Annotated in this window: 27 protein-coding genes; 11 read left to right on the top strand and 16 right to left on the bottom strand. The window is 69.1% G+C overall.

Translation table 11 applies throughout. The features are described from left to right. Positions 1-110: 110 nt before the first annotated feature. Both AB0H36_RS11485 and AB0H36_RS11480 read left to right on the top strand, forming a co-directional pair. Complete coding sequence (locus AB0H36_RS11485) at positions 111-944, top strand: metalloregulator ArsR/SmtB family transcription factor (protein ID WP_360520146.1); 834 nt, start codon at positions 111-113, stop codon at positions 942-944. Further along, positions 941-1,540 carry a dihydrofolate reductase family protein gene (locus AB0H36_RS11480; RefSeq protein ID WP_360520144.1) on the top strand — a complete coding sequence of 200 codons (600 nt, stop codon included), beginning with the start codon at positions 941-943 and terminating at the stop codon, positions 1,538-1,540. Before AB0H36_RS11485 ends, AB0H36_RS11480 begins: the two co-directional genes overlap by 4 nt. On the opposite strand, the gene AB0H36_RS11475 is transcribed toward AB0H36_RS11480, so the two are convergent. Beyond that, on the bottom strand, positions 1,522-2,640 hold the full coding sequence (locus AB0H36_RS11475; RefSeq protein WP_360520142.1) for a LuxR C-terminal-related transcriptional regulator: 1,119 nt from the start codon (positions 2,638-2,640) through the stop codon (positions 1,522-1,524). The two genes, AB0H36_RS11480 and AB0H36_RS11475, sit on opposite strands and share 19 nt — an antisense overlap. Before the next feature lie 109 nt (positions 2,641-2,749). On the opposite strand from AB0H36_RS11475, the gene AB0H36_RS11470 reads away from it, so the two are divergent. Then, on the top strand, positions 2,750-4,213 hold the full coding sequence (locus AB0H36_RS11470) for an FAD/NAD(P)-binding protein (protein WP_360520140.1): 1,464 nt from the start codon (positions 2,750-2,752) through the stop codon (positions 4,211-4,213). Between the two features lie 19 nt (positions 4,214-4,232). On the opposite strand, the gene AB0H36_RS11465 is transcribed toward AB0H36_RS11470, so the two are convergent. From AB0H36_RS11465 to AB0H36_RS11445, 5 genes are all read right to left on the bottom strand, one after another. Continuing rightward, positions 4,233-6,608 (bottom strand): excinuclease ABC subunit UvrA, encoded by a 2,376-nt coding sequence (locus tag AB0H36_RS11465; protein WP_360520138.1) that lies wholly within the window; start codon positions 6,606-6,608, stop codon positions 4,233-4,235. Between the two features lie 81 nt (positions 6,609-6,689). Further along, on the bottom strand, positions 6,690-7,094 hold the full coding sequence (locus tag AB0H36_RS11460; RefSeq protein ID WP_360520136.1) for a VOC family protein: 405 nt from the start codon (positions 7,092-7,094) through the stop codon (positions 6,690-6,692). A 5-nt stretch (positions 7,095-7,099) separates the two neighbouring features. Further along, complete coding sequence (locus tag AB0H36_RS11455) at positions 7,100-7,537, bottom strand: helix-turn-helix transcriptional regulator (RefSeq protein ID WP_360520134.1); 438 nt, start codon at positions 7,535-7,537, stop codon at positions 7,100-7,102. A gap of 41 nt (positions 7,538-7,578) precedes the next feature. After that, a complete protein-coding gene (locus AB0H36_RS11450) occupies positions 7,579-9,147 on the bottom strand; it encodes a twin-arginine translocation signal domain-containing protein (RefSeq protein ID WP_360520132.1) in 1,569 nt (522 codons plus the stop codon). A gap of 70 nt (positions 9,148-9,217) precedes the next feature. Next, the gene (locus tag AB0H36_RS11445; protein ID WP_360520130.1) at positions 9,218-10,177 is read right to left on the bottom strand and encodes an NAD-dependent epimerase/dehydratase family protein; all 960 of its coding nucleotides are present in this window, start codon (positions 10,175-10,177) and stop codon (positions 9,218-9,220) included. A 98-nt stretch (positions 10,178-10,275) separates the two neighbouring features. On the opposite strand from AB0H36_RS11445, the gene AB0H36_RS11440 reads away from it, so the two are divergent. Beyond that, a complete protein-coding gene (locus tag AB0H36_RS11440) occupies positions 10,276-11,211 on the top strand; it encodes a helix-turn-helix domain-containing protein (protein ID WP_360520128.1) in 936 nt (311 codons plus the stop codon). On the opposite strand, the gene AB0H36_RS11435 is transcribed toward AB0H36_RS11440, so the two are convergent. After that, positions 11,208-12,203 carry a DUF4037 domain-containing protein gene (locus AB0H36_RS11435; protein ID WP_360520126.1) on the bottom strand — a complete coding sequence of 332 codons (996 nt, stop codon included), beginning with the start codon at positions 12,201-12,203 and terminating at the stop codon, positions 11,208-11,210. The genes AB0H36_RS11440 and AB0H36_RS11435 overlap by 4 nt on opposite strands. A gap of 67 nt (positions 12,204-12,270) precedes the next feature. Here AB0H36_RS11435 and AB0H36_RS11430 point away from each other — a divergent pair, with 67 nt between their 5' ends. Together AB0H36_RS11430 and AB0H36_RS11425 are read left to right on the top strand one after the other, a co-directional pair. Next, positions 12,271-12,672, top strand: coding sequence for a hypothetical protein (locus AB0H36_RS11430; RefSeq protein WP_360520124.1), 402 nt, complete (start codon positions 12,271-12,273; stop codon positions 12,670-12,672). A 12-nt stretch (positions 12,673-12,684) separates the two neighbouring features. Then, positions 12,685-13,104, top strand: a complete 420-nt coding sequence (locus tag AB0H36_RS11425) for a VOC family protein (protein WP_360520122.1) — start codon at positions 12,685-12,687, stop codon at positions 13,102-13,104. On the opposite strand, the gene AB0H36_RS11420 is transcribed toward AB0H36_RS11425, so the two are convergent. After that, entirely contained in the window at positions 13,096-13,512 is a 417-nt protein-coding gene (locus tag AB0H36_RS11420) for a hypothetical protein (protein WP_360520120.1), read from the bottom strand. The genes AB0H36_RS11425 and AB0H36_RS11420 overlap by 9 nt on opposite strands. Positions 13,513-13,652: 140 nt before the next feature. Between AB0H36_RS11420 and AB0H36_RS11415 the strand changes: the two genes are divergently transcribed. Together AB0H36_RS11415 and AB0H36_RS11410 are read left to right on the top strand one after the other, a co-directional pair. Next, positions 13,653-14,399: an SDR family oxidoreductase gene (locus AB0H36_RS11415; RefSeq protein ID WP_360520118.1), complete on the top strand. Its 747-nt coding sequence runs from the start codon at positions 13,653-13,655 to the stop codon at positions 14,397-14,399. Between the two features lie 19 nt (positions 14,400-14,418). Further along, positions 14,419-14,865 (top strand): GNAT family N-acetyltransferase, encoded by a 447-nt coding sequence (locus AB0H36_RS11410; RefSeq protein WP_360520116.1) that lies wholly within the window; start codon positions 14,419-14,421, stop codon positions 14,863-14,865. Here the strand turns inward: AB0H36_RS11410 and AB0H36_RS11405 are convergent. The 3 genes from AB0H36_RS11405 to AB0H36_RS11395 are packed head-to-tail and all read right to left on the bottom strand — an operon-like array spanning position 14,844 to position 17,191. Beyond that, a complete protein-coding gene (locus AB0H36_RS11405) occupies positions 14,844-15,602 on the bottom strand; it encodes a phosphotransferase (RefSeq protein ID WP_360520114.1) in 759 nt (252 codons plus the stop codon). The two genes, AB0H36_RS11410 and AB0H36_RS11405, sit on opposite strands and share 22 nt — an antisense overlap. 24 nt (positions 15,603-15,626) lie before the next feature. Beyond that, entirely contained in the window at positions 15,627-16,403 is a 777-nt protein-coding gene (locus AB0H36_RS11400) for an MBL fold metallo-hydrolase (protein ID WP_360520112.1), read from the bottom strand. Beyond that, positions 16,400-17,191 carry an alpha/beta hydrolase gene (locus tag AB0H36_RS11395; protein ID WP_360520110.1) on the bottom strand — a complete coding sequence of 264 codons (792 nt, stop codon included), beginning with the start codon at positions 17,189-17,191 and terminating at the stop codon, positions 16,400-16,402. The genes AB0H36_RS11400 and AB0H36_RS11395 overlap by 4 nt, the downstream gene beginning before the upstream one ends. A 139-nt stretch (positions 17,192-17,330) precedes the next feature. On the opposite strand from AB0H36_RS11395, the gene AB0H36_RS11390 reads away from it, so the two are divergent. Further along, complete coding sequence (locus tag AB0H36_RS11390) at positions 17,331-18,281, top strand: helix-turn-helix domain-containing protein (protein WP_360520108.1); 951 nt, start codon at positions 17,331-17,333, stop codon at positions 18,279-18,281. A 3-nt stretch (positions 18,282-18,284) separates the two neighbouring features. Here AB0H36_RS11390 and AB0H36_RS11385 read toward each other — a convergent pair whose 3' ends face one another. Further along, positions 18,285-19,085, bottom strand: coding sequence for a MerR family transcriptional regulator (locus AB0H36_RS11385; RefSeq protein ID WP_360520106.1), 801 nt, complete (start codon positions 19,083-19,085; stop codon positions 18,285-18,287). An 80-nt stretch (positions 19,086-19,165) separates the two neighbouring features. Between AB0H36_RS11385 and AB0H36_RS11380 the strand changes: the two genes are divergently transcribed. Then, positions 19,166-19,468 carry a nuclear transport factor 2 family protein gene (locus AB0H36_RS11380; RefSeq protein WP_360520104.1) on the top strand — a complete coding sequence of 101 codons (303 nt, stop codon included), beginning with the start codon at positions 19,166-19,168 and terminating at the stop codon, positions 19,466-19,468. A 117-nt stretch (positions 19,469-19,585) separates the two neighbouring features. Beyond that, positions 19,586-20,350, top strand: coding sequence for an SDR family oxidoreductase (locus AB0H36_RS11375; protein ID WP_360520102.1), 765 nt, complete (start codon positions 19,586-19,588; stop codon positions 20,348-20,350). An 84-nt stretch (positions 20,351-20,434) separates the two neighbouring features. Here the strand turns inward: AB0H36_RS11375 and AB0H36_RS11370 are convergent, their stop codons facing one another. The 4 genes from AB0H36_RS11370 to AB0H36_RS11355 form a co-directional block, all read right to left on the bottom strand. Beyond that, on the bottom strand, positions 20,435-21,376 hold the full coding sequence (locus AB0H36_RS11370; RefSeq protein WP_360520100.1) for a small ribosomal subunit Rsm22 family protein: 942 nt from the start codon (positions 21,374-21,376) through the stop codon (positions 20,435-20,437). A gap of 216 nt (positions 21,377-21,592) precedes the next feature. Then, positions 21,593-22,219, bottom strand: coding sequence for a VOC family protein (locus tag AB0H36_RS11365; protein WP_360520098.1), 627 nt, complete (start codon positions 22,217-22,219; stop codon positions 21,593-21,595). Positions 22,220-22,253: 34 nt separating this feature from the next. Then, positions 22,254-22,910 carry a dihydrofolate reductase family protein gene (locus tag AB0H36_RS11360; RefSeq protein ID WP_360520096.1) on the bottom strand — a complete coding sequence of 219 codons (657 nt, stop codon included), beginning with the start codon at positions 22,908-22,910 and terminating at the stop codon, positions 22,254-22,256. A 68-nt stretch (positions 22,911-22,978) separates the two neighbouring features. Then, on the bottom strand, positions 22,979-23,752 hold the full coding sequence (locus AB0H36_RS11355; RefSeq protein WP_360520094.1) for a DinB family protein: 774 nt from the start codon (positions 23,750-23,752) through the stop codon (positions 22,979-22,981). Positions 23,753-23,788 lie beyond the last annotated feature (36 nt).

The raw sequence follows: 23,788 nt of genomic DNA, 5'->3' as shown, positions 1-23,788 counted from the left end.
GTTCTTCCGGCTCAGGTGAGAGTCACCCTGCCATCCGCGACCGACAAGTTCGTGGGTTCGCGGAAGTTATTCCTTGACACGAATATTCGTCCGTGTGAATAATCGGAGTCATGGACGCAGTGATCAGTGCCTTGGCGGACCCGGCGCGGTGGCGCCTGGTGACGCTGTTGGCCGAACGCCCGAGGTCGGTCGGCGTACTCGCGGAGCTTGCGCAGGCGCGGCAGCCGCAGACGACGAAGCACCTGCAGACGCTCGAGCGGGCCGGCATCGTGATCTCGCAGCGGACAGGGCAGCGGCGCATCTACGCGTTGCAGGCCACTCCCCTGCGGGATCTCGCGACCGCGCTCAGCCGGCTCGCCGACGCCGTGGATCAGCCTGGTGGGGCACGTACGGCGTTCGACCGTCACGGGCTCAGCCTCGAAGCGGAGCGGCTCGCTGCCGAGGCGCCGGGATGGGCGGACGGTCGGACGTTCGGGTTCCACCGTTCGCTGGCCGGCGATCCCGAGCTGGTCTGGCGGCATCTGACCGAGACGGATCTGCTGACCCTCTGGTGGACGCCGGACGACCTGCGTGTCTCTGAGCTGATCTTCGAGCCGCGCCCAGGCGGCCGGATCGTCCTGGAGTACCGCGACCTCGAGGACACCGGCGGCACCGAGCAGGTTGCCGGACGGGGCGAGGGAACCGTCGACGAAGCGCGCCCAGGGGAGGGCCTCTCCTACCGCCTCTCCCCCACGCTGCCCGACGGCAGCATCGCCTTCACGGCGCAGGTCGACTTCGACCTCCGCAGTACTGACGCCGGCACCGAGCTGGACGTCCTCTACCGCATCACCGACAGCACCGTCGACTCCGCGGACTTCATCGCCGGGATCGAACTGGGCTTCGGCCAGAGCCTCGACAAGCTCGTGGCGACCCTGCAGAACACCGACTTGAGGAGCAAGAAATGACCGAGCAGACCAGCGGCCGCCGGGTCGTGACCAACATGAGCCTGTCCATCGACGGCCGGTACGCCAAGACCGATCCGCTCGACATGGGCTGGGTGCTGCCGTACGCCATCACCGATGTCGCACGCAACCACATGACGAGCCTCTTCGAGCCGGCCACGACGGCGCTGCTCGGCCGGGTCAACGCCGAAGGTTTCCTGGGGTTCTGGCCCACGGTCATCGGCATGGAGGGCGCCGACCCGCGCGACGAGGCGTTCGCGAAGTGGCTCGTCGACACCGACAAGGTGGTGCTGTCGTCCACCCTCACCGAGGCGCCCTGGGACCGTACGACGATTGTCGACAATCCTACTGTCGACGTGGTGAACGAGCTCAAGGCGACCGAGGGCGGCGACATCGTCGTGTTCTCCAGCGCCAGCGTCATCAAGGCACTGCTGGCAGCCGACCAGGTCGACCGCCTGGCACTGATGATCTTCCCGATCTTCCTCGGCAACGGCCCCCAACTGTTCGACGGCGCTCTCCCGGAGAACCAGTGGACCCTGACCAGCCAGACCGCCGGCCCGGACGGCGAAATCGCCCTGATCTACGACCGCACCCGCTGACCTGGAGCTCGAGTGGACGTGGGCTCGGGTAGGGCCGGCCAGTAGTGCTCGGTGAAGAGGCGCGCTACGAGCTCGCCTCGGGTGGAGACGTGCGCCTTGCTGAAGACCATTTTGAGGTGGTCGCGGACTGTGTGCGGGGAGATGAACAGTGTCGAGGCGATCTCGGCCGTGGTCATTCCGCGCGCGACCAGCTGGGTGATCTGAAGCTCGCGTGACGTCAGGCCGTAGGCGTCGGCGATCAGGACGGCCAGATCGGCAGTCGTTGCAGGCTCGAGGACGAGAGCCACCGGGCCCGGCCGGCCACCAGGACCGTTGAGACAAGAGGCATGACAAACCAGCCAGCGGCCGTCGGCCGTTCGCAGACGTATCCGGGCGTTGCCATGGTCGCGTCCGTCTGCGATCGCTCGCGCCTGGAGCGCCGTACCGATCACCCAGATGGGGAGCTTCAGCCCGAGTGGCGAGGGGAAGCTGGGTCCCGTCGGCAGCGTAGAGAGGTGATGGCGGGCCTCGTCGTTGATGGACGTGGCCGCGCCGGTCTCGTCGAAGAGGATCAGGCCGGGCGCCGGCGAGTCCGTGCGGGGCGCGGTCTCGCTGGGCCGGGCGAACTCGCGCAGCCGTTCGGCCAGCGGGCGGGACAGGTCCGCGAGCAGCGCGATGTCGTCCGGGCTGAAGGCGTCGGTGGTGCGGAACAGGCTCACCAGCCCCCACGGCCGGTCGCCGATCCGCAGTACGACGCGGAGTTCGTCGTACACACCTTGACCGGCCAGCAACCGCCGGAAGCGGGCGCTGCGGGCGGGCAGACCGCCGGTCGCGGCGCGCAAGCCCGCAGCCGGGACAGTCGCGCGGGCGAGGTCGCGGAACGGTACGACGTTCTCCTCGAGCAGCTCGCTCTCCCAGTAGGTGGCGCAGCCGTCTCCGGAGCCGAGGTTCTCGACCAGCATCGGCGCCGTGATCAGACCGGTCTCCGGGTCGGACGCCGTCCACACGGCCGAGTGGAACGGCACCCGCCGCCTCAACCCCGCTGAGACGCGACTGAACAGGTCAACCCCGTTAACGGCCCGCTCGGCAGCCGACAGCACCGCCCGGCGGTGATCAGTCATCCACATCCCTCCGCCGACCAGTGTGCCCGGTCCCCCACAACGCACCATCCCTCGTTTGAGGGGGTCAGCGCGCTGTCGATCGCCTGTTCGCGGGGGATGGGGATCGCGGGTGCGGGCGGCGAGGGTCGAGGTGGACGTCAACGAGAGGGAGATCATGGAGATTGCGATCGTCGGAGGGGGCGCGGCGGCTGTCGGGCTGCTCGATGCGCTGGCTGCCAGGCCGGGCGACCAAGGACGCGGCCGATCAGGTGCGGGCACGGTGAGCGTTTTCGAGCCGTCGCCGCAGTTGTGGCGTGGTCGGCCGTACGGCCCGGACCTGGAGTCGGTGCTGGTGAACGCGCCGCCGGCCATCATGTCGATCAGGAGCGGCGACTTCGGGCACTACGCCGCCTGGCTGGGAAATCGCGGCGCGGAGCACCTCGACCAACTGCTGGGCCAGCCGCTGGTGCCACGCGCGGTGTACGGCGAGTATCTGGCGGACACGGCCGAGAAGGCGATAGCCGCGTTAGGCGAGCAGGGGTGGCTGGTCCGCGTCGTACCGGCTCGAGTGACGGAAGTGCGACGTACCGAAGCACGTCTCGTGGTGCGCACGCAGGACGGCCACGAGCACCCGGCAACACAGGTGGCGCTGTGCGTTGGTGGCGGGACTCCCCCGGACCTGTACGGTCTCGCGGGCACCGAAGGCTTCCTCGCGGATCCGTATCCGCTGGCGCAGACGCTCGATGGCGTGCCTGCTGAGAGCGATGTGGCGGTCATCGGCAGCGGGCTGACCGCGGTAGACGTTGTCGTCTCGCTGGCTGCGCGCGGGCACACGGGACGGATCACCCTGCTGTCACGCAGTGGCGTCCTGCCGCACGTCTGGCAGCGGCCGAACGAGCGGCGGCCGCAGCACCTGACCACCGAACGGGTTGCCGGGTTGGGGATGGTCACTCTCGATCAGCTCGTCGAGCTGTTCCGCGCGGAGCTGGCGGATGAGAACTTGAACGAGTTCTTGGCTGAGCTGCTGGGCACGGAGACCGAGGATCCGGTCGAGCGGCTCCGGCGGCAGATCGCGGCGATCGACGATCCCAGTACCGGCCGCCGGGTACTGCAGGAGGCCGCGCACACGGTCGGACCCTTCGTGTGGCGGTTGTTGCCGGAGGCCGATCGGGCGCTGGTACGACGTCATCTCCGTACGGCGGCCAGCGTGGCGTCGCCCATGGTCCCGGTGAACGCCGCCACCTTGATGGGGCTCCTGGACGCCGGCCAGCTCACCCTCGTCCCCGGGCTTCAGTCGATCGAGGTCGACAACGGCCGGTTCCGGGCCCACGGCAACGAACTTATCACTGCCCAGTTCGTCGTCAACGCAGTGAACCCGCCACCGCAAGCGGTCCCAGCCATGAGCCGAGACCTCGTCCGCTCGCTGACGCAAACCGGCCTCGCCACCCGACACCCGTCCGGCGGACTGATTCCCGCCGATCCAAGGGTGCACGTCGTCGGAGACCTCGTCGGCGGCGGCTCCTTCATCACCTCGAGCATCCCCGGCGTCGCCGCCCAGGCGGCCCGAGCCGCCCGGTCCCTCCGCAGCCCGTGACGCCCGCAGGCGGACGGCGTCAGGCGACGTAGGCGGCCAGGTGCTCGCCGGTGAGGGTGGACTTCTTCGCGATCAGGTCGGACGGGGTTCCTTCGAAGACGACCTTGCCGCCGTCGTGGCCGGCGCCCGGACCCAGGTCGATGATCCAGTCGGCGTGGGCCATCACGGCCTGGTGATGCTCGATGACGATCACCGACTTGCCGGAATCGACCAGGCGGTCCAGCAGGCCGAGGAGTTGTTCGACGTCGGCCAGGTGCAGGCCGGTGGTCGGCTCGTCGAGGATGTAGACGTCGCCCTTCTCGCCCATCTGGGTGGCCAGCTTGAGCCGCTGGCGCTCGCCGCCGGAAAGCGTGGTCAGCGGCTGGCCGAGCGTCAGGTAGCCGAGGCCGACGTCGGCCATCCGGTCCAGGATCTTCTCGGCGGCCGGCGTCCGGGCCTCGCCGTCGGCGAAGAACTCCAGCGCCTCGGAGACGGGCGTCGCGAGCACCTCCGCGATGTTCCGTCCGCCGAGCGTGTACTCCAGCACCGACGCCTGGAACCGGCGGCCTTCGCACTCCTCGCAGGTCGACTCGACGGTCGCCATCACGCCCAGCTCGGTGTAGATGATGCCGGCGCCGTTGCAGGTTGGGCAGGCGCCTTCGGAGTTCGAGCTGAACAGCGCGGGCTTCACGCCGTTGGCCTTGGCGAACGCCTTGCGGATCGGGTCCAGCAGACCGGTGTACGTCGCCGGGTTGGACCGCCGGGATCCCCGGATCGCGCCCTGGTCGATCACGACGACGCCTTCGCGGCCGGCCACCGAGCCGTGGATCAGCGAGCTCTTGCCGGAGCCGGCCACGCCGGTCACGACGCAGAGCATGCCGAGCGGGATGTCGACGTTGACGTTGCGCAGGTTGTTGGTCGACGCGCGCCGTACCTCGAGCTTGCCGTTGGAGTCGCGGACCGTCTCCTTCAGCTTCGCGCGGTCGTCGAGGTGGCGGCCGGTGGTGGTGTCGCTCTTGCGCAGGCCCTCGACGGTGCCCTCGTAGCAGACCGTGCCGCCGGCCGAGCCGGCGCCCGGGCCGAGGTCGACGACGTGGTCGCCGATCGCGATCGTCTCGGGCTTGTGCTCGACGACGAGGACGGTGTTGCCCTTGTCGCGAAGCTGCAGCAGCAGGTTGTTCATCCGCTCGATGTCGTGCGGGTGCAGGCCGATCGTCGGCTCGTCGAACACGTACGTCACGTCGGTGAGCGAGGAACCGAGGTGGCGGATCATCTTGGTCCGCTGCGCCTCTCCCCCGGACAGCGTGCCCGCGGGGCGGTCCAGCGACAGGTAGCCGAGGCCGATCTCGTCGAACGAGTCGAGCAGGTGCTGCAGGCCGGCCAGCAGCGGCCCGACCGACGGCTCGTCGAGGCCGCGGATCCAGTCGGCCAGGTCGCTGATCTGCATCGTGCACAGGTCGGCGATGTTCTTGCCCTTGACCTTCGACGACAGCGCTTCCTTGCTGAGCCGGGTGCCGTTGCAGTCCGGGCAGGTCGTGAACGTCACCGCGCGCTCGACGAAGGCGCGGATGTGCGGCTGCATCGCGTCGACGTCCTTGGACAGGAACGACTTCTGGATCTGCGGGATCAGGCCGGTGTAGGTCAGGTTGATGCCCTCGACCTTGACCTTGGTCGGCTCCCGGTAGAGCAGGTCGTGCAGTTCCTTCTTGGTGTACTTCTTGATCGGCTTGTCCGGGTTGAAGTAGCCGCAGCCGCGGTAGATCCGGCCGTACCAGCCCTCCATGCTGTAGCCCGGGATGGTCAGCGCGCCCTCGTTGAGCGACTTGTTCTCGTCGTACAGCGCGGTCAGGTCGAAGTCGTTGACCGACCCCATGCCCTCGCACTTGGGGCACATGCCGCCGTGGTAGACGGCGTTGCGTACGACGGTCTTCTCGCCGGCGCCCTTGTCCGCGACCATCGAGCCGGTCGCGGTCCGCTTCGGGACGTTGAAGGAGTACGCCGTCGGCGGGCCGACATGGGGTTTGCCGAGCCGGCTGTACAGGATCCGCAGCATCGCGTTGGCGTCGGTGGCGGTGCCGACCGTGGAGCGGGGGTTGGCGCCCATCCGCTCCTGGTCCACGATGATCGCCGTGGTCAGGCCGTCCAGCATGTCGACCTCGGGACGCGACAGGTTCGGCATGAAGCCCTGAAGGAACGCGCTGTAGGTCTCGTTGATCATCCGCTGCGACTCCGCGGCGATCGTCTCGAACACCAGTGAGCTCTTGCCCGAGCCGGACACCCCGGTGAACACCGTCAGCCGGCGCTTCGGGAGCTCGACGCTGATGTCCTTCAGGTTGTTCTCGCGGGCGCCCTGGACCCGGATCAGGTCGTGGCTGTCCGCGGCGTGCTGCTCAGGCTTGGTGCCGGCCTTGGGCATCGTGGTCTCCATCCGTCGGGCGGGGGCATGCGTGCGCTGCCCCCGTCGCGTCCCCTGGGTCGATTTAATCAGGTCGGTCGGTCAGGACTGGGCGATCCGGACCATGTTGCCGGCCGGGTCGCGGAAGGCGCAGTCGCGGACGCCGTACGGCTGGTCGGTCGGCTCCTGGACGACCTCGGCGTCGGCGGCCTCGATCTTGGCGAAGGTGGCGGCCAGGTCCGGGGTGCCGAGGTTGATGCTGGCGTAGGTGCCCTTGGCCATCATCTCGGTGACGGTACGGCGCTCGTCGTCGGTGAGACCGGGGGTGGCCTCCGGCGGGTAGAGCACGATCGACACCGGCTGGCCGACCGGGCCGACGGTGATCCAGCGCAGGCCCTGGTAGCCGACGTCGTTGCGGACCTCGAAGCCGAGTACGTCGCGGTAGAAGGCGATCGCGGCGTCCGGGTCGTTGTGCGGGAGGTAGGTCTGGTTGATCGTGATGTCCATGACCGTCACGCTAGTTGGCGGTCACCGGCCGGCGCTTCTCGATTCCTGATCGGTCTGGTCACCTGCTTGGCCATGCACGCCGGGATCCCCTTGGTCGCCTCCGCCTCCTGCTCGCGGTAGACGCTCGGCGGCACGCCGACGAGCTCGGTGAAGCGGGTGCTGAAGGTCCCGAGCGACGAGCAGCCGACCGCGAAGCAGATCTCGGTCACGCTCAGCTCACCCATCCGCAACAGCGCCATCGCACGCTCGATCCGCCGCGTCATCAGGTAGCTGTACGGCGCCTCGCCGTACGCCTGCTTGAACTGCCGGCTGAGGTGTCCGGCCGACATGTTCACCCCACGCGCCAGCGCCTCGACGTCCAGCGGCTGCGCGAACTCCCGGTCGATCCGGTCCTTCACCCGCCGCAGCAACGCCAGGTCGCGCACATCCTTCGCCCCAGCCACCCCACGATCATGCCACGGCGGCCGCCGACCACGCTGTGTAGTCAGCTGACATACTTCGCGCCCCAGTTGAGGTAGGCGACGTTGGCCAGCAGCCAGCCGAACCCGATGGCTTGCTGGCCGTCGCGTTCGGGCGTGGGTTGGTAGCGGGTGTAGAGGGCCAGGCAGTGGGCGTGGACGGCTGGGTCCCAGGGGGTCGCTTGCATCCAGCGGGGTGCTTGGTGGGCTACGGAGGCGGCGCCGAGGGTGGTGCCGGCGACGGTGGTGTGGATGGCGGGCAGGCCGTCGGGGTCGGTGGTGGCGACGTTCTGGGTGTAGGTGCGGGCGAGCCGGTCCATGTCGGCGCCGGTGAAGCCGAGGCGGGCGCGGAAGGCGCGGACGGCGAACTCGACGTCGATCGCGCCGTGGCTGATGTCCTCGAACTGCCGGGCCGGGCCGCCGGAAGGCGTGAAGATCGAGACGTCCGTGTCCGGCGAGCCCGTCTTCACGAAGCCGTCGTACACCTTGCCGCCCATCGGCCAGTACCGCCACTGGTAGGCGTCGCCGGCGTCCACCGCGAGCTGTCCGGCGAACATCTTCGCCAGCGCCGCCACCTTCCGCCGGTACCCGCGATCGCCGGTCGCCAGCGCGAGCTCGACCAGCGTCTGCCCGAGTCCGAGTGACTGGTTGATCGGCTGCTCGCACCCGTCGTACGCGAGCGGCTGCTCCTTCGGCCAGATCAGGTACCCGCCGCCCGCCGCGGTCTCGCGGTATTCCCAGTCATGTACGGCGACCGCCTCGCGGCACGCGGTCAGATACTCGGCCGCCTTCGCCCAGTACCGTTGCCGCAGCACCGGTGAGCCGCACACCAGTCGCACGAAACTCGCGATCGGGTACGTGATCATCCCGGTGTGTACGGCGAAGATCACCGGCTTGGTCAGCATCGGGAACTCCCCCAGGACCGGCACGCCTTGGGACACGGCGCGTGCAGTCAACTGCAACGGCCCCGGCGCGGCCGCGTAGATCCGGCTCACCGCAAAGTCCGGGCTGGCCGGGTCCATCGACAGCTCGGTGTGCGTGACCGTGCGGTTGACCTGGGTGTTGACCAGCCTGACCGTGAAGGTGTCCGGCCGGGATCCCGCTGTCACGGTCACCTTGGTGTCCTCGGCGTACGGGAGCGCCTGCCGAAGCTCCAGCACCGGCTGTCCGTTGCTGTCGGCAAGTGTCGTGTAGCCGGTGGTGTACGGGTGGTCCGCCCGCCACGCAGGCAGCGACAGACCGCGGTAGTCGGTCACGCCGCGCTCGCTGTCGCGGACCGCGAGGACCTGGTCGACGTTGTCGATCAACCGGTCCAGGTAGCAGGTGTCGCGGTACGTCTCGTACATCCGGACCAGCCCGAGGAGCACGTACGACTGGCTCCACGCGAGCATGCCGGACCGGCCGTCGGCGTTGGTGTTGTCGTTCGGCTGGTCCGGCTGGCCGGGACCGCCCTGCTGGAACAGCCGGTCCCAGTCGTCGAACGTCGTACGGGCGGTGTAGTCGATGGTTGCGGCGAACGCCGGGGCGGCGGGGAGGGCGGCTGCGGCGACCACACCGCCGCCCACCTTGAGAAAGTCGCGACGAGTGAACTGCATGGGGCGGCCTCCAGCTGGACGTGGGCGGTACGTGCTGCAGGGAGGCTCACATCTTCTCGCAGCCTGGGGGCTACGGCAGCTCGACCTCGATGTACGGCGTCAGCGCCCGGAGGAAATCAGCAGCGTCGAACATCGCCCCGGCCGAGGCCACGCCGGTCGTCCGGGTCTGCCCCTTCAGCAGCCGCTGCACCGCCTCCACCGCCAGCGGCGCGGTCACCGCGTAGATGTCCCGGCCGCGAGCGACGGCCCGCCGCTCGACTCCGTCAGCCCGCACCACGACGTCGACGACGAAGCTCTGGTCGGGGTCAGCCTCGTCCCGCGTCGGCGTGCCCGGAGCCGAGAGATCGGTCGCGGCCTCGACGGCCATGTAGGTACGCACGTCGCGTACGGCGAAATGGCTGGGCACCGTGACGATGTCGGCCATGCTGAACTCGGCGATCACCTCACGCTTCCCGAGCGGCGCTGGGAAGTCCCAGTCCTGCCGCACCAGTTCGTCCTCGTGGTACTCCAGCGTGGAGTTCCGGAAGCGGACCCGGCGACCGCCCCGACGGTCGTGCGACACCTGCCCGGCGATCCGGGTGCCTTCCGTGGGACGCCAGCTCGACAGGCCGTAGGCGACCTGGATCTCGTCGGCCGCGGTCCGCTCCCCCATCGCCGCGGTGACCAGCAGATCGCCGAGGCCGCCGAAGAATGCCATCGCCGGCACGATCGGGGTCTCGGCCTTGGTGTGGTCGGCGAAGGTCGACACGTTCGCCTCGATCTCGGCCGCGACGTCGACGTACGGGATCCCGGCTCGCTGTGCCGCCGCGACCAGCGGACCGGCCGTGGTGGCGAACGGTCCGGCGGCGTTGATGACCGCCTCGGCGCCGTCGAGCGCGCGGTCGAGCGCATCCGGGTCGTCCACGCTCGCCTGTCGTCCGGCCTCGGCCCGGCGGCCGGATCCGATCGGCGTGTAGCCGCGGGCGGCGAGCTCGGCGACGACGAACCGGCCGGTGTGGCCGGTGGCTCCGTAGACGGCGACTGCAGTCATGTTCTCGTTCCTCCGGTGGTGGGTTCGACCGAAAGTCTGGCGGTTCGGCGGCCTCCGGTGTGAGAGTCCGGAACGACACCATGCGTACACTTTCGGACATGCACACCGTCGCACTGGCGACCGCCGGCCACCTCCTGCACTTCGAGCTCGGCGTCGCGTACGAGATCTTCGGCAACCCGCCGCGCGAGGCGGCCGAGAGCTGGTACGACGTCCAGCTCTGCGGACCGGGACCGGTCAAGGTCGGCCCGTTCTCGGTCGAGCCCGATGCCGGCCTGGAGCGTCTCGTCAGCGCCGACACCGTGATCGTGCCGGCCTGTGCCGATGTGGACGAACCGCCTCCGGTCGAGCTGATCGACGCCGTACGCGCGGCTCATGAGGCAGGAGCGCGGATCGCGTCGCTGTGCACGGGCGCGTTCGTCCTCGGAGCGGCGGGGCTGCTTGACGGTCGCCGGGCTACGACGCACTGGGCGCACACTGACGTGCTCAGCGAGCGCTATCCGCTGGCCGAGGTCGACCCGGATGTGCTCTACACAGACAACGGCAGTGTGCTCACGTCGGCCGGCAAGGCGGCGGCGGTGGATCTCAGTCTGCATCTGATCCACCTCGACCACGGCGCGAGTGTGGCCAACAGCGTTGCTCGGCGGCTCGTCGTACCGCCGCACCGGTCTGGTGGTCAGGCGCAGTTCGTGGCGACGCCGTTGGAGGTGAGTGGGGACAACAGGCTCGCGCAGTTGCAGTCGTGGGTGCTCGAGCGGCTCGATGAGCCGTTGACCGTGACGGACATGGCTCGGCGGGTGAACACGAGCCCTCGCCATCTCGGGCGGCAGTTCCGGGCGGTGACCGGGCAGACGCCGCTGCAGTGGTTGCTGACGCAGCGGGTGAGGCGTGCGCAGGAGCTGCTGGAGAAGACGGATCAGAGCGTGGTGTCGATCGCGGTCGCCACCGGCATGGGTACGGCGACGACGTTGCGGCGGCAGTTCAAGCGGGTCGTGGCTGTGCCGCCGGACGCCTATCGCCGGGCGTTCCGCAGTTAGGTGATCAGCGCCCGGCGGGCGGTGGCGTCGGTCAGCACGGCGACGTTGTCCGAGCGTTGTTCGACGCTGCCCCGGCCCGGCGGCAGGTCGGGTACGCAGGCCAGGAGCGCGGTCGCGATCGCGCCGTTCGGGTGCAGGTAGGGGCGATCCCAGAAGTCGACAGTCGCCGGCGCCGGGGCGGGCAGCCCGGCCGCGCGCTGGCGGTTGAGCAGATGCTCCAGAGCCCGAGCGAGCTGCTGCTGCCGGTAACGCCAGTGGTCGGCCTTCACCGTCTTCCGCAGCGCGTCACCGACCTCGCGCGCACACGCCAGCCGGGCGAACATCGTCCCGCGCCACTTCGGGTACGGCGGCCACCGGCGCTCGATCATGAACGCGAGATGGACTGCGATGTCGACCAACCGGGCCGCGATCACCCGCGATCCCAGGTCGTCACCGAGCTCGCCGGCCCGGCTCATCAACGGCATCTCCTCGGACAACCGCATCCAGTCGCAGGCGACGACGTACCGCCAGACGTCGTCCGGGTACCACTGCAGGCGGTCGCGGACGGCGGTGAGGTCGCCGGCCTGGTCGACGAAGACCGGCCCGCCGACCACCTCCAGCACGGCCTGACCGGTCATTGTCAACCAGTCGATTGTCGACAATCCGCGGCGGGGATCCGCGCCGAGCCGGCTGATGACGAAGCCTTCGACCGAGGAGACCTCGACGTGGTGGATGTTCTCGGTCTGCCCGGTGAACGGGAAGCGCGTCGGCAGCCCGGCGTACGTGTCCGGCAACTTCGCGGCCAGGAACGCGTCCACCTCGTCCCGGCGGTCCTCGTCAACCAGGAGCGTCAGCCGCAGGCCCCAGTCGTGATCGCGGGAGGTGGCGTCGTCGAGCCCGAGGACGTCGGACCCGCTCCCCAACCGCCCGGCCGCGTGCGGCAGCCCCTGTACTGCGAGCAACGGCCCGACCACGTCGTCGTAGTACGCGCGAGCCAGCCCCCGACCATCCACACCCCGATCCTGCCTGAGGTACCCGCGGCAGCACGAGCGGATTTCGGCCGCTGCTACGGTTTCGCGCGTGTCGAGCGAGCGCGGTTGGACGGGCGGTGACGGCCTGGCTGTCGTCGCGATTGTGCTCGCGTTGGGGGCGCCGACCCTGCTGGGCTTCTCCCGCACGGTGCAGACACCACTCCTGGAGGCCACGCCCGCGGCCGTCGCGGCAGCGCTCGCGATGGGTGTTTCGGTCGCGATCTTCCGGTCGATCGGGGGTGACCTCCGACTTGTCCGGGAGGGCCCTCTCGGGCGGCGGCTCTACGTCTTCGTCGCCTGCCTGTGGATCCTCTGTCCGGTCCTCACGATCGTCCGGCTGGCCGACGACTGGTCGGCCCTCGGGACGGCCGCCATCGTGGTCCAGGTCGCCGCCATCGGCGGCATGGTCCAACTCGCGCGCTCGAAGATTGCCGATCGTGTCAAGGAGTAGTCGAATCGGTGCGTGACTGACTATCCGAGGATGATGCATACCGCGCTGGACACGACTGATGTCCGTGGGCTGGCGGAGTTCTACCGCGAGTTGCTCGGCCTGCAGTACCGTCCGGGCGACGAGCCGCCGGCCGACGGTGTCGTGGACGACGCCGACTGGCTGGTGCTGGTCGACGACGACGGCCACCGCCAGCTCGCCTTCCAGCAGGTCGACACCCTGCCCCGCTCCACCTGGCCGTCCCACGACGTACCGATGCAACTCCACATCGACTACGCCGTACCGACCCTCGACGACCTGAACCACCACCGCCAGCGCGCCGAATCCCTAGGCGCCGAACTCCTCCTCGACCGCACCACAGAAGCCGGCGAACCCCTCTACGTCCTCTGCGACCCCGCCGGCCACCCCTTCTGCCTCCTCGTCGGCTCACCGTAAAGCGCCGACCACCTCCAGGAACCGGCCGACGAGAGCCCTGGCCACCTCGTGCCCTTCGACCCGTGAGAGTACGGCGGACAGGCCCGCGACGTCCGGCGTCGTACTGAGCATGGTCGCCATCGCCGTCGCTTTCTCCACCTCCCCGCGGGCAACGAACTTTGCCCCGATGTAGTTGCCATCGACCGGGCCGTTCTCCGGCATCTCGATCGTCAGCACGGCGTCGTCGAGCGGACAGTCGCCGTCGACCACGAGCAGGTCGAGATCACTCCATCGGTCGCCGCCGCCCTGGCCGAGCGAACCGATCAGCCACACGGCTTTCGCACTCAGGGCAGGCACCTTGTCAGCCAGCCAGCTGTCGCGTACGGCGGTCAGCGCGGACAGCCGGCGCTCTGCCTCGTCCCGAGTCATCCCGCGAGGCTAACCCTCACGCAGTCCTAGGCTCTGTGATTCCGGTCTCTCGCTTCCGGGAACCCTGAGGTCCGGCGTCACAGGGTGGCGGGTGTCGGCGTCTTGTGGCTGTTCGAGCGGCTACTAGATGGGGACGAGGCATGAAGGTTGCGTTGGTTACCGGGGCTAACAAGGGGATCGGGCGCGGGGCGGCTGAGCAGTTGGCTCGGTTGGGGATGACGGTGGTGATCGGGGCACGGGATCCGCAGCGGGGTGAGGAGGCTGCGACGGCGATGAGGTCGGCGGGTGGTGATGTGCATGCGGTGACGCTGGATGTGACCGACGCCGAGACGATCCAGGCGGCGGCGCAGTGGATCGACGAGCGGTTCGGGCAGCTCGACGTACTGATCAACAATGCGGGGATCACCGGCTCCGGGCAGGTCTCGCCGCAGGATGCGTACGACCAGGTGCCGAGCACGGTGGACCTGGACATGGTCCGGGAAGTGTTCGAGACCAACGTGTTCGGGGTGATCGCGGTGACGAACGCGATGCTCCCGTTGCTCCGGCGGTCATCGGCGCCGCGCATCGTCAACGTCAGCAGCCACGGTGCGTCGCTGGCCCTCACCAGCGATCCGGACGGGCCGTTCTCGGCACTCCTGCCGTCGGCCGCCTACATGCCGTCCAAGACTGCGCTGTCTGCGCTGACCGTGCAGTACGCCAACGAGCTCCGCAAGGACGGCATCCTGGTCAACGCCGCCGCCCCCGGCTACGTCGACACCGACAGCAACAACCACACCGGCTTCAGCACCATCGCCGAAGGCGCCACTGCCCTCGTCCACCTGGCCACCCTCAGCCCCGACGGCCCCACCGCCACCTTCCACGCCGAAGAGGGTCCCGTCCCCTGGTGACACCAGTAGGCTCCTGCCCATGTTCCGCGAGGCCGGTGTCGACGACTTCGAAAGTGTCATGCTGCTCTACCGGCAGCTGCATCCCGGCGATCCGGTACTGCGCGACGGCCGCGACGCCGACGTGTTCGCCGAGATCCTGAAGACGCCGGGACTGCGGTTGTACGTCCTCGAGGTCGACGGGCGCGTCGCGGCCACGACGTACCTCAACCTGATCCCGAACCTCACCCGCGCGGCGGCGCCGTACGCGGTGATCGAGAACGTGGTCGTCGACGCCGACCTCCGCGGCACCGGCCTCGGCAAGCAGATCATGGCCGCCACCCTGCAGGCCGCCTGGAACGCGGGATGCTACAAGGTCATGCTGATGACCGGATCGCGTCGCGAATCCACCCATGCCTTCTACAGGGCGTGCGGGTTCGACGGCGCCGAGAAAACCGCCTACGTCGCTCACCCGAGCCTGTCGAGCTGACGTAGGGCGGTCTGCAGGTCTAGGTGGCGGCCTGCGGCGAGCATGCGTTGGTACGTCGGGTCGCCGGTGGACGCGGCGTGGTGCATTGCGTCGAGTTGCAGGGTGAGGCGTTGGGCGATCAGGGCGAGGATGTCCGCGGTGGTGCCCTGCCAGGCGTATTCGCGGAGGAAGAGCTCCAGGCGGGGCAGGCGGGTATCGAGGGCGGTGAAGCCCTCGGCGGCGACGACGTGGGGCGCGTGGAGCGGGGTCCAGGAGAAGGCGACCCAGGCGACGTCCAGTTCGACGTCGACGGGCCCCGACATGTCCCAGTCGACAAACCCGACCAGCCCGTCGTCGTTCCAGACGGCGTTGTACGGCGCTGCGTCGTTGTGCGCGATGATCTGGTCCGGCCGCCACACCCCGCCCTCACGCCAGACCGCATCCGCCGGCGGCTCGAAGTCCGCCACGGCACCGTGGTAACGCCGCAGCCACCGGGCAACGTCGAGCAGCGCCGACTCGCTGTGCGTCCACGCCGGCCACGGGCGCGCGCTACCGACCGTCCGCCCGGGCAGGAAGCCGACCATCTCCCGCCCATCGGCATCCACCCCGAGCCCACGCGGAGCACCCCGAAACCTCGCCGCCGAGAGGTGCGCGAGCAGGGCATGCACGGATGACGTCCACGCCCCCGCAGTACGACGTACGACGCCGTCCACCAACGACGCGCCGCCGTCGAACCCGCCTTCCAGCCGCTCGGTCACGCCCACATGCTGCCAGCCGTGCGGTCAGATCGAGACGGCCCCCGGCACGCCGAGCTCGAGCCACTCTGGCTGCAGGCCGGCGCGGGCAAACGCCTCTGTGGCACCTGATCGTCCTTGCGAGAAGTGACTCCACCCCTCGTAGTGCACCGGAATCACCGTCCGCGCCCGCAGCAGCGAGCACAGCTCGACCCCCTCCCGCCCAGTCATCGTGTAGCGCAACGGTCCGGTCACGCCGAACCGCACTGCGCCCAAGTGCAGCAGCACCGTCCCGATACTCAACCGGCTGACCTGTCGCAGGCCGCCGTACAGGACGCTGTCCCCCGATATCCACAATGCCCCGTGCTCTTGTCCCGGCCACTCCACCGCGAACCCGATCACGTCGCCCGTGATCCCGCGGCTCAACGGCGGCCCGTGCCGGCAGGGCGTCGCCGTGATCGTCAGCGGCGGCCGGCCCGGCCGGCTCAACGTGTGCACGGCCCAAGGCGCCAGGCCGACAGTCTCACCACCCAGTCGTGCCGCGCCGGCCACGGTCGTCACGACGGTGCCGACCCGGGACAGCAGCGCCCGTCCCGCGTCGTCGAGGTTGTCGGCGTGCTGGTCGTGCGTCAGCAGTACGGCGTCGATCACCGGCAACTCGTCGACGCCGATCGCCGGGCCGGCCAGTTTGACCGACGACGACCCCCAGCCGAAGCCGTAGCGACGGCCGGGCGGGTCGAAGGTCGGATCGGTGAGCAGGCGCCAGCCGTCGACCTCGATCAGCGTCGTCGGGCCGCCGACATGGGTGATGCGGGCCAGGCTCACGCGTGTTCGAGGGCCCAGTCGAGCACCTCGTCGGCGATCCGTTCCCAGCCCTGCTGAGCGGGCGCGAGGTGGGCGAACCCGTCGTACTCGCGAGTCTCGGTCAGCGACTTGGACTTGTAGTGCTTGGCGTTCGAGCGCTGGACCTCGGGCGGCATGATGTGGTCCTCGGACGCGGACACGAACAGCAGCGGCGCGCGGGAGTCGTTGTGGTAGTCGACCCAGGTGTCCTGGTGACCGGGCTGGAAGTTCGCCAGCACGCTGCCCCACAGGATCCCGCCGTTCGCCGGGATCGCGTACCGCTCGTAGGCACGGCGCGCCTCGTCCTCGGGGAAGGTGTTGGTGAAGGCGTAGTTCCACTGCTCGAAGGTCAGTGGGATCGCCTTGTGCCGGTTGGCCGGCGACTTCAGCACCGGGAACGTCGACTTGACCTGCGAGATCGGCACGACCCGCACGCCCTCGGTCGGCGCCGAGCACATCGCCACCCCGGCCGCGCCGAAGCCGTGGTCGAGCAGGATCTGGGTGAACGCGCCGCCGGCCGAGTGCCCGATGATGATCGGCGGCTGGTCGAGCTCGCGGATGACCGACTCCAGGTGCTCGATGATGGCCGGCACGGTCAGCTTCAGGATCGGCGTCGGGTCGGCGTTCAGCGACTCCACCTCGACCTCGAAACCGGGGTACCCGGGGGCCAGGACCTTGAAGCCGCGCGCCTCGTAGTGCCTGATGTAGTTCTCCCAGCTCCGCGGTGTCACCCAGAAGCCGTGTACCAGCACGATGGTGTCTGCAGGCATGGTCGTGCGTCCTTCCGTCCGGCAGGTTTGCCGGAAACGTAGCTGCCGGTACGGCGTCCTCCGTAGGATGTGCGTGCACGGATCTGGGCTGTGTCTGCACAGTTCGCCCCCCAGATTCCAGGGGTGGAGGGGGTTGGGGATGGCCGTGCTGCTCGACACTGCCGTACTGCCGCGGCAGGACCGGCTCGAGGCGTTCTACGCGGCGATGATGTCGGCGAGCGTCCCGTCGCGGGTCGAGCACGAGGACCCGGGCGGCGAGGTGCACGCGCGGATGGACTTCTGGCAGCTCGGCACGCCCGACCTGTTCCGCAACGAGGGGTCCGGGATCCGCCTGGTTCGAACTCCGAAGCACGTGCGGATCGGCGGTCCGGAGCGGCTCGCACTCGCGGTGCAGGTGGTCGGGTCCGGGGTGTTCAGCCAGGACGGCGCGGACCAGCGGGTGCGGACCGGGGAGTTGATGCTGGTCGACCTGACCGCGCCGTACGACTACGCCTGGAGCGGTCACGGCGCGTCGCAGGCGTTCCAGATCGACTACGCCGACCTCGGGCTGAGTGTCGAGACGGTCCGCGCGGCCGCGCAACGGCTGCCGAGCAGCCCGCTGTACGAGCTGATGCTGCACCACCTCACGTTGCTGCCCGGCATCATCGACTCACTGCAAGGGACGGCGTCGGCCGAGATGGTCGGTACGGCGACCACCCAGCTCGTGCGCGCATTGCTGACATCCGCGGCGGACGACGTACAGCAGCCGCCTGCGATGGCCGACGTACTGTTCACCCGCATCACCTGGTACGCGCGGCAGCACCTGGCGGATCCCGATCTCACGCCGGCCCGGATCGCGGCGGAGCACAACATCTCGGTCCGCTACCTCTACAAGCTGTTCGCCGAGCAGCACCTCAGCCTCGAGCAGTGGTTGATCGCTGAGCGGCTCAAGGGGGCCGCCCGCCGGCTCGCGGATCCGGCGTACCGGCATCGCTCGATCGCGGCGATCGCGGCCGACTGGGGCTTCCTCGACCCCGGTCACTTCACCCGGCGGTTCCGCAAGGCGCACGGGATGACGCCGCAGGAGTGGCGTCGTACCAGCCGGGCCTGAAGCCTAGGCGACCCTGAAGACCGGCCAGCCGATCTCGGTCCGCCAGCTGGCCGGATCCGGGTTGTCTCGCGGACCGACGACGTACGTCTCGTGCACCGGACCGGCGACGGCGAGCGCATGCTCGACCACCCACGCGCCGAGCCGTCCGTACGTCACGTCGATGTCGTCATGCGCGCCGTGGTGGACGGTCGCAGCCAGCTCCACCGCGGGCAGCTTGACCGGCCGGACCCGCCCGTACGTCGGTGGCTCGGCGATCACGCGGTACACCAGGACCCGTCCGTGGCCGGCCGCGAACAGCTCGTTGTCGTAGTGCCCACCCGGCGGCGCCAACCCCGCGCCGCCGACGGAGTCGAGCTCGTCCATCGCGTCGTCGTACCACTCCAGCACGTTGCCGAGCTCGACCACATCGGTGATCGCGGCAACGAGCCGCGCGGGTTCGGAGCGGACGGCGACCGGGAGCTCGCCGGGCTCGGGGCGCAGCAGCCGCTGCAGCGAGTTGACCGCCGCGCGGGTCCGGTCCAGCGACGTCTGCAGCCGGTCCAGGTGGCCGGCGATCAGCTCGGCGCGGACACCGGGATCGTCGGTCGCGAGGATCTTGCCGACCTCGGCCAGCGGTACGTCGAGCTCGCGCAGCCGGTGGATCACCTGGGCCGACGGGATCTGGCCGGTGCTGTAGTACCGGTACCCGGTCGACGGATCGACCGTTGCCGGCTCGAGCAGCCCGCTCTCGTGGTAGCGGCGAAGGGTCCGCACGCTCAGATGGGTGAGCTGCGCGAACTCGCCGATCGTCAGCCCGCCCCGCACCCAGCCACTGTGCACCCTCTCCCGGGGCGAGAGTCAACCTCCTTGACCCTCTCCCGGCGGGAGACCGCAGAGTCGGACCCATGTTGCCTTCGACGATCACCAGCTACCTCGCCCAGCCCACCCTGTCCCTGTACGCCGACGACGCGGTCGTCACCGACGACGGCAAGACCTACCGCGGCCGGGCCGAGATCGCGGTCTGGCTGGCGACGGCGGCGAGTGAGTACACCTACACCACCGAGCTCGTCGGCACCCGGCAGGTCGACGCGAACACCTGGGTCGCGGTCAACCACCTCGAGGGGAACTTCCCCGGCGGCTCCGTCGACCTCCAGTACACCTTCACCCTCGACGACGACCTCATCACGCGACTCGTGATCGCACCCTGAGGTCTAGGGTTGAGAGGATCGTGCAAGCCGCCGCTAGTTTTGGTCTACGAGAAGCCCAGGCCGGCGGCGTGTACTGGTCGTGTACCCATTCACGACTCAGTAGGAGATTGCACGATCATGCAGGTAGCTGTGGTCACCGGCGGAAGCTCCGGTATCGGACAGAGCGCGGCCTTCGAGCTGGCGAAACGCGGTACCGGGGTCATCCTCACCTACAACGGCAACCCGGCCGGCGGCCTGGAGACGGCCGACCGGATCGAGAAGGACGGCGGTACGGCGGTCGCGCTGCCGCTGGATGTGGGTCGCAGCGACACGTTCGCCGACTTCCGCGCCAAGGTCGAGCAGGCCCTGGCGGAGCGGTGGGACCGGACGTCGTTCGACTTCCTCGTCAACAACGCCGGAGTCGGGCAGCACCCGGTCTCGTTCGAGGAGACCACCGAGGAGCTCTTCGACCGGATGCTGCGGATCCACCTCAAGGGCCCGTACTTCCTCACCCAGACGCTGCTGCCGCTGCTCGCGGACGGCGGGGCGATCGTCAACACCAGCAGCAGTTCGGCGCTGGACAACACCAAGCCCGAACCCGGCTACTCGGTCTACGCCAGCATGAAGGGTGCGCAGCTGGTGCTGACCAGGTACCTCGCGAAGGAGTTCAGCGCCCGTGGCATCCGGGTGAACGCGGTCGCGCCGGGCGTCACCCGGACCCGCCTCGGCGACGACGCGTTCGCGAAGTACCCCGAGCTGATCCCACCGCTGGCCGCGCGTACCGCCCTCGGCCGGATCGGCGAGCCCGACGACGTCGGCAAGGTGATCGCCTTCCTCCTCTCCCCCGACGCCGCCTGGCTCACCGCCCAAACCCTCGAAGCCAGTGGCGGCTACGACCTCTGAGCCCAGGACAAACGGACAGGAGGTCCCGGCCTCAGGCGCAAACCCTCCGGCGTGACCAGGCGTCCCCGGGGTACTCGCCGCCCACTACCTCCTGTCGGTCTGCACCTCATCGCCCCAGCGGGCCGCGCGGGCTGTGCGGTACTGCTCGGAAGACTTGGCGATCGTCAGGCGCTGTTGAGTGCCCGTCGGGAGGCAGACGTCCAGGATGACCTGGCCTTTCGGCCGGGTCGGCCGGCTGAGGATGCGGCCTGCAGCCGGCCGAATCGGCCTGCGGGTGGCGACGAGGTAGGTGAACTTCTCGTCCTCGTAGTTGCGGGTGCCGTGCTTGCTGATGCGGTGAAGCTCGGTGCGTGGCAGGCGTACGGCGAAGTGACACCAGTCGGGTGTGGTCAGCGGGCAGGCTTGCTGATGTGGGCAGGGCGCGGCGATCGTCAGGCCGGCCGCGATGAGTTGGCGGCGGGTGTCGAGGATCCGGTGGAAGCCGCGCGGCGTACCGGGTTCGACGATCACCACGGTGCCGGCGGTCTCGGCCGCGGTCGCGATGAGCCGGTGGCGGTTGGCATCGGTGAGCTCGTTCAGCAGGTAGCCGATGGTGATCATGTCCACGCGCCGATCGGGCGTCCAGCGACGGAGGTCGGCAGTCGTCCAGCGTTGGCTGCCGGCGGCAAGAGTTGCTCCGAGGCGGACAGCGGCTGGCTGGCGCTCGATCGTCTCCGTTGAGATGCCCGGCCAGACCTCGGCGGCGGCCCAAGCGGCGGCTCCGGTGCCGCCGCCGAGGTCGAGGTGGGTGGCGAACGCGCCGACGTGGACGTCGGCCGCGAGCAGCGCGGAGCGGATCGCGGCGTAGGTGGCCGGCATCCGGAAGACGGCGTACGCGAGACAGTCGAGGTGATCAGCCATCCCGACCGTCGTGTCATCCACCTCCTCGGCGCGATATCGAGCCGACAGAGCGGCCACGCGAGCACGCAAGTCGTCGTACTTCACGCCCTTGAGGGCAGCTTGCAGTTGTGTGTCCAGAGCGGACATGCAAAGAACTCCGGTTCGGTCGGTACGGGCGCACGCAACAGGGCGTGCAGGACCCGCGGCCTACGCCGCGACGCACCAACCGGTCCGGAGCTTCAGATGTTCAGGCAGCGCACACGGAGGGGTTGGCACGGAACCGGATTGCCATGCAGGTCATGACCCACCTCCTCGAGAGACGCCTCACCCTAGCCAACTTCCACGTCCGAGTGCTCCTGGTTTTCAGCGGTCGAGGCAGGTGCAGATGCAGGCGTGGTTGCCTTCCGGGTCAGCCAAGACGGTGAAGGCTGGGGCCTCATCGTCGTACACGATGCGGCCGCCGGCGGCGAGGCCAGCTGCGATGCGTTGCTCGGCCACATCGTGCGGCACCCACAGGTCGACGTGGAAGCGTTGCCGCGGGGTCTCGTGCGCGTCCGTGCCCTGGAACCACATGTTCGGCACCCGACCTGTCGGATCAACGACATCGGTCCCCAGTGACTCCGTGCTCCCCGTGAGCACTGCGGCCCAGAACGGCCCGATCGCCGCGACATCGGCCGTGTCCAGCGCAAGCTCGAACTGCGTCACCGCCGCCGGATCAGCCCCAAGCCCCATCGACCGAGCGACCGAGCTGATCCGCCGGGCCAGCTCCACCTCCCGCTCAGTCACCCCGACCTGCTCAGCACTCACCAGCTGCAAATCAACGAACCCGTCCCCGATCCTGACCTCCGCACAGCACTCGCCGACGGCCTCCAGGAACCGAAGGCCGTCGGCGAAGGAACCGATCAGAAACCGTGCGTGCAGGGCCTGCGCAAGCTTCCGCCAGTCGTCCAGCCCGGCGTCCAGGATCGCCTGCGTCGTCAGCATCTCCATACCTCTCGACGCTAGGACACCGCACCGACATACCTCAGATCAGGACTTCCTTCCCGTCCTCGACCACGATGTCGCCGGTGCCGATCGAGCCGAAGCCCTGCTGCCGCAGCGTCAGCGACACCGCGCCCGCGCCGCCCTCCCGCACCTCGGCCGCAGTGATCTTGTACGTCGACGGTACGGCGCCGTCCTCGAACAACCGCTTCCCCTTGCCGACCACCACCGGGAACTGGATCAGCCGGTAGGTGTCGACCAGACCGGCGTCGTGCAGGGTCCGGGCGAGCTGCCAGCTCCCGTGGACCTGCAACTCACGCCCCGGCTGGGCCTTCAGTCGCCGTACCTGCTCGACGATGTCGTCGCCGCGCAGCACGGTCGTGTCGCCCCAGGCCGCGTCCTCGTCGGAGAGGGTGTTGCTGACGACGTACTTCTTCCAGGTGTTCAGCGCGGTGGCGACGATGTTGTCCTCGACGTCGACCTGCGACCAGAACGTGCGCATCATCTCGAACGTCGACCGGCCCAGCAGGATCGCGTCCGCCTCGCCGAACCATCCGTCGACCGGGTCGAGCTGCCCGTCGCCGGCGTGCGGCACAAGCCAGCCGCCGTGCTCGAACCCGTTGCTGCGGTCCTCGTCCGGGCCGCCCGGTCCCTGCATGACGCCGTCCAGGCTGATGAAGGTGTTGACGCTGAGTTCCATGACTTTCTCCCAAGCTCGTAGGTGCGTTCTCACCTACGCGTCGAGCCGCTTGGGCCGGACTCGACATTTCAGTTCAGAGTTTTCTCCAGTACGGCGAGATCGCGCTCGGCGTACATCCGGTGCTCCCACTCCTCGCCCAGGATGCACTCCAGGCATTCGGCGACCTGGTAGCTCTCCGAAGCCGGGTATCCGGGCTCGGTGACGGGCTCGGTCATCCTCGTGAGTTGGTCGTCGGTGAGCTCCGCGATGACCGTCCGGACCGTTGCCATCCGGTCCGCCCGGAGTACGAGGACCTCGTCGAGTGACGGCCGTACGGCGCGGTCCCGCGGGATCGGCGGCGTGTCACGCATCTCGTCGTGCGGCAGGTCCAGCGGGTCCCACGGAGCCGGGTCGCCGAGGAGGGTACGCCGTACCCAGGCATCCGTCGCGAACACCAGGTGCCGCAAGGTCTCGATGAACGACCACTCCCCATTCACCGACTCGTGCAGCTTCCCCGGCGGCAACCGGCGCGCCCGCTCGACCGTCCCTTCCCACAGCTCCTCGAGCAGCGCCCACGCCTCGCGATACCCGTCCGCGTCGGCCGGGCGCATCTTCTCCCGCCCCGGATACCGCCGATTCAGCTCCGCGTCGACCAACGGCATCACGTCGACACCCCACACCTTGAGGTTGCGCACGTCCCCGTCGATCGTCACGTCACAGAACAACGCCCGAATCGTCGCCCCGTTCAGATTCACGTTGTCGAACCGCGCCCCCGCCAGATCCACATCCCGAAAAACCGCCCCCCGCAACGAAACCTCCTCAAACCGAGCCCCACCCAAATCCTCCCGCCTGAACTCACCCATACCGCCACCCTGCCCCGCATCCACATCCCGCGCAAT

The sequence above is a fragment of the Kribbella sp. NPDC050820 genome, assembly GCF_040653975.1.
Classification (GTDB): domain Bacteria; phylum Actinomycetota; class Actinomycetes; order Propionibacteriales; family Kribbellaceae; genus Kribbella.
The sequence above is the reverse complement of the archived record's forward strand: the minus strand, read 5'-3'. Positions and strand labels throughout refer to the sequence as shown.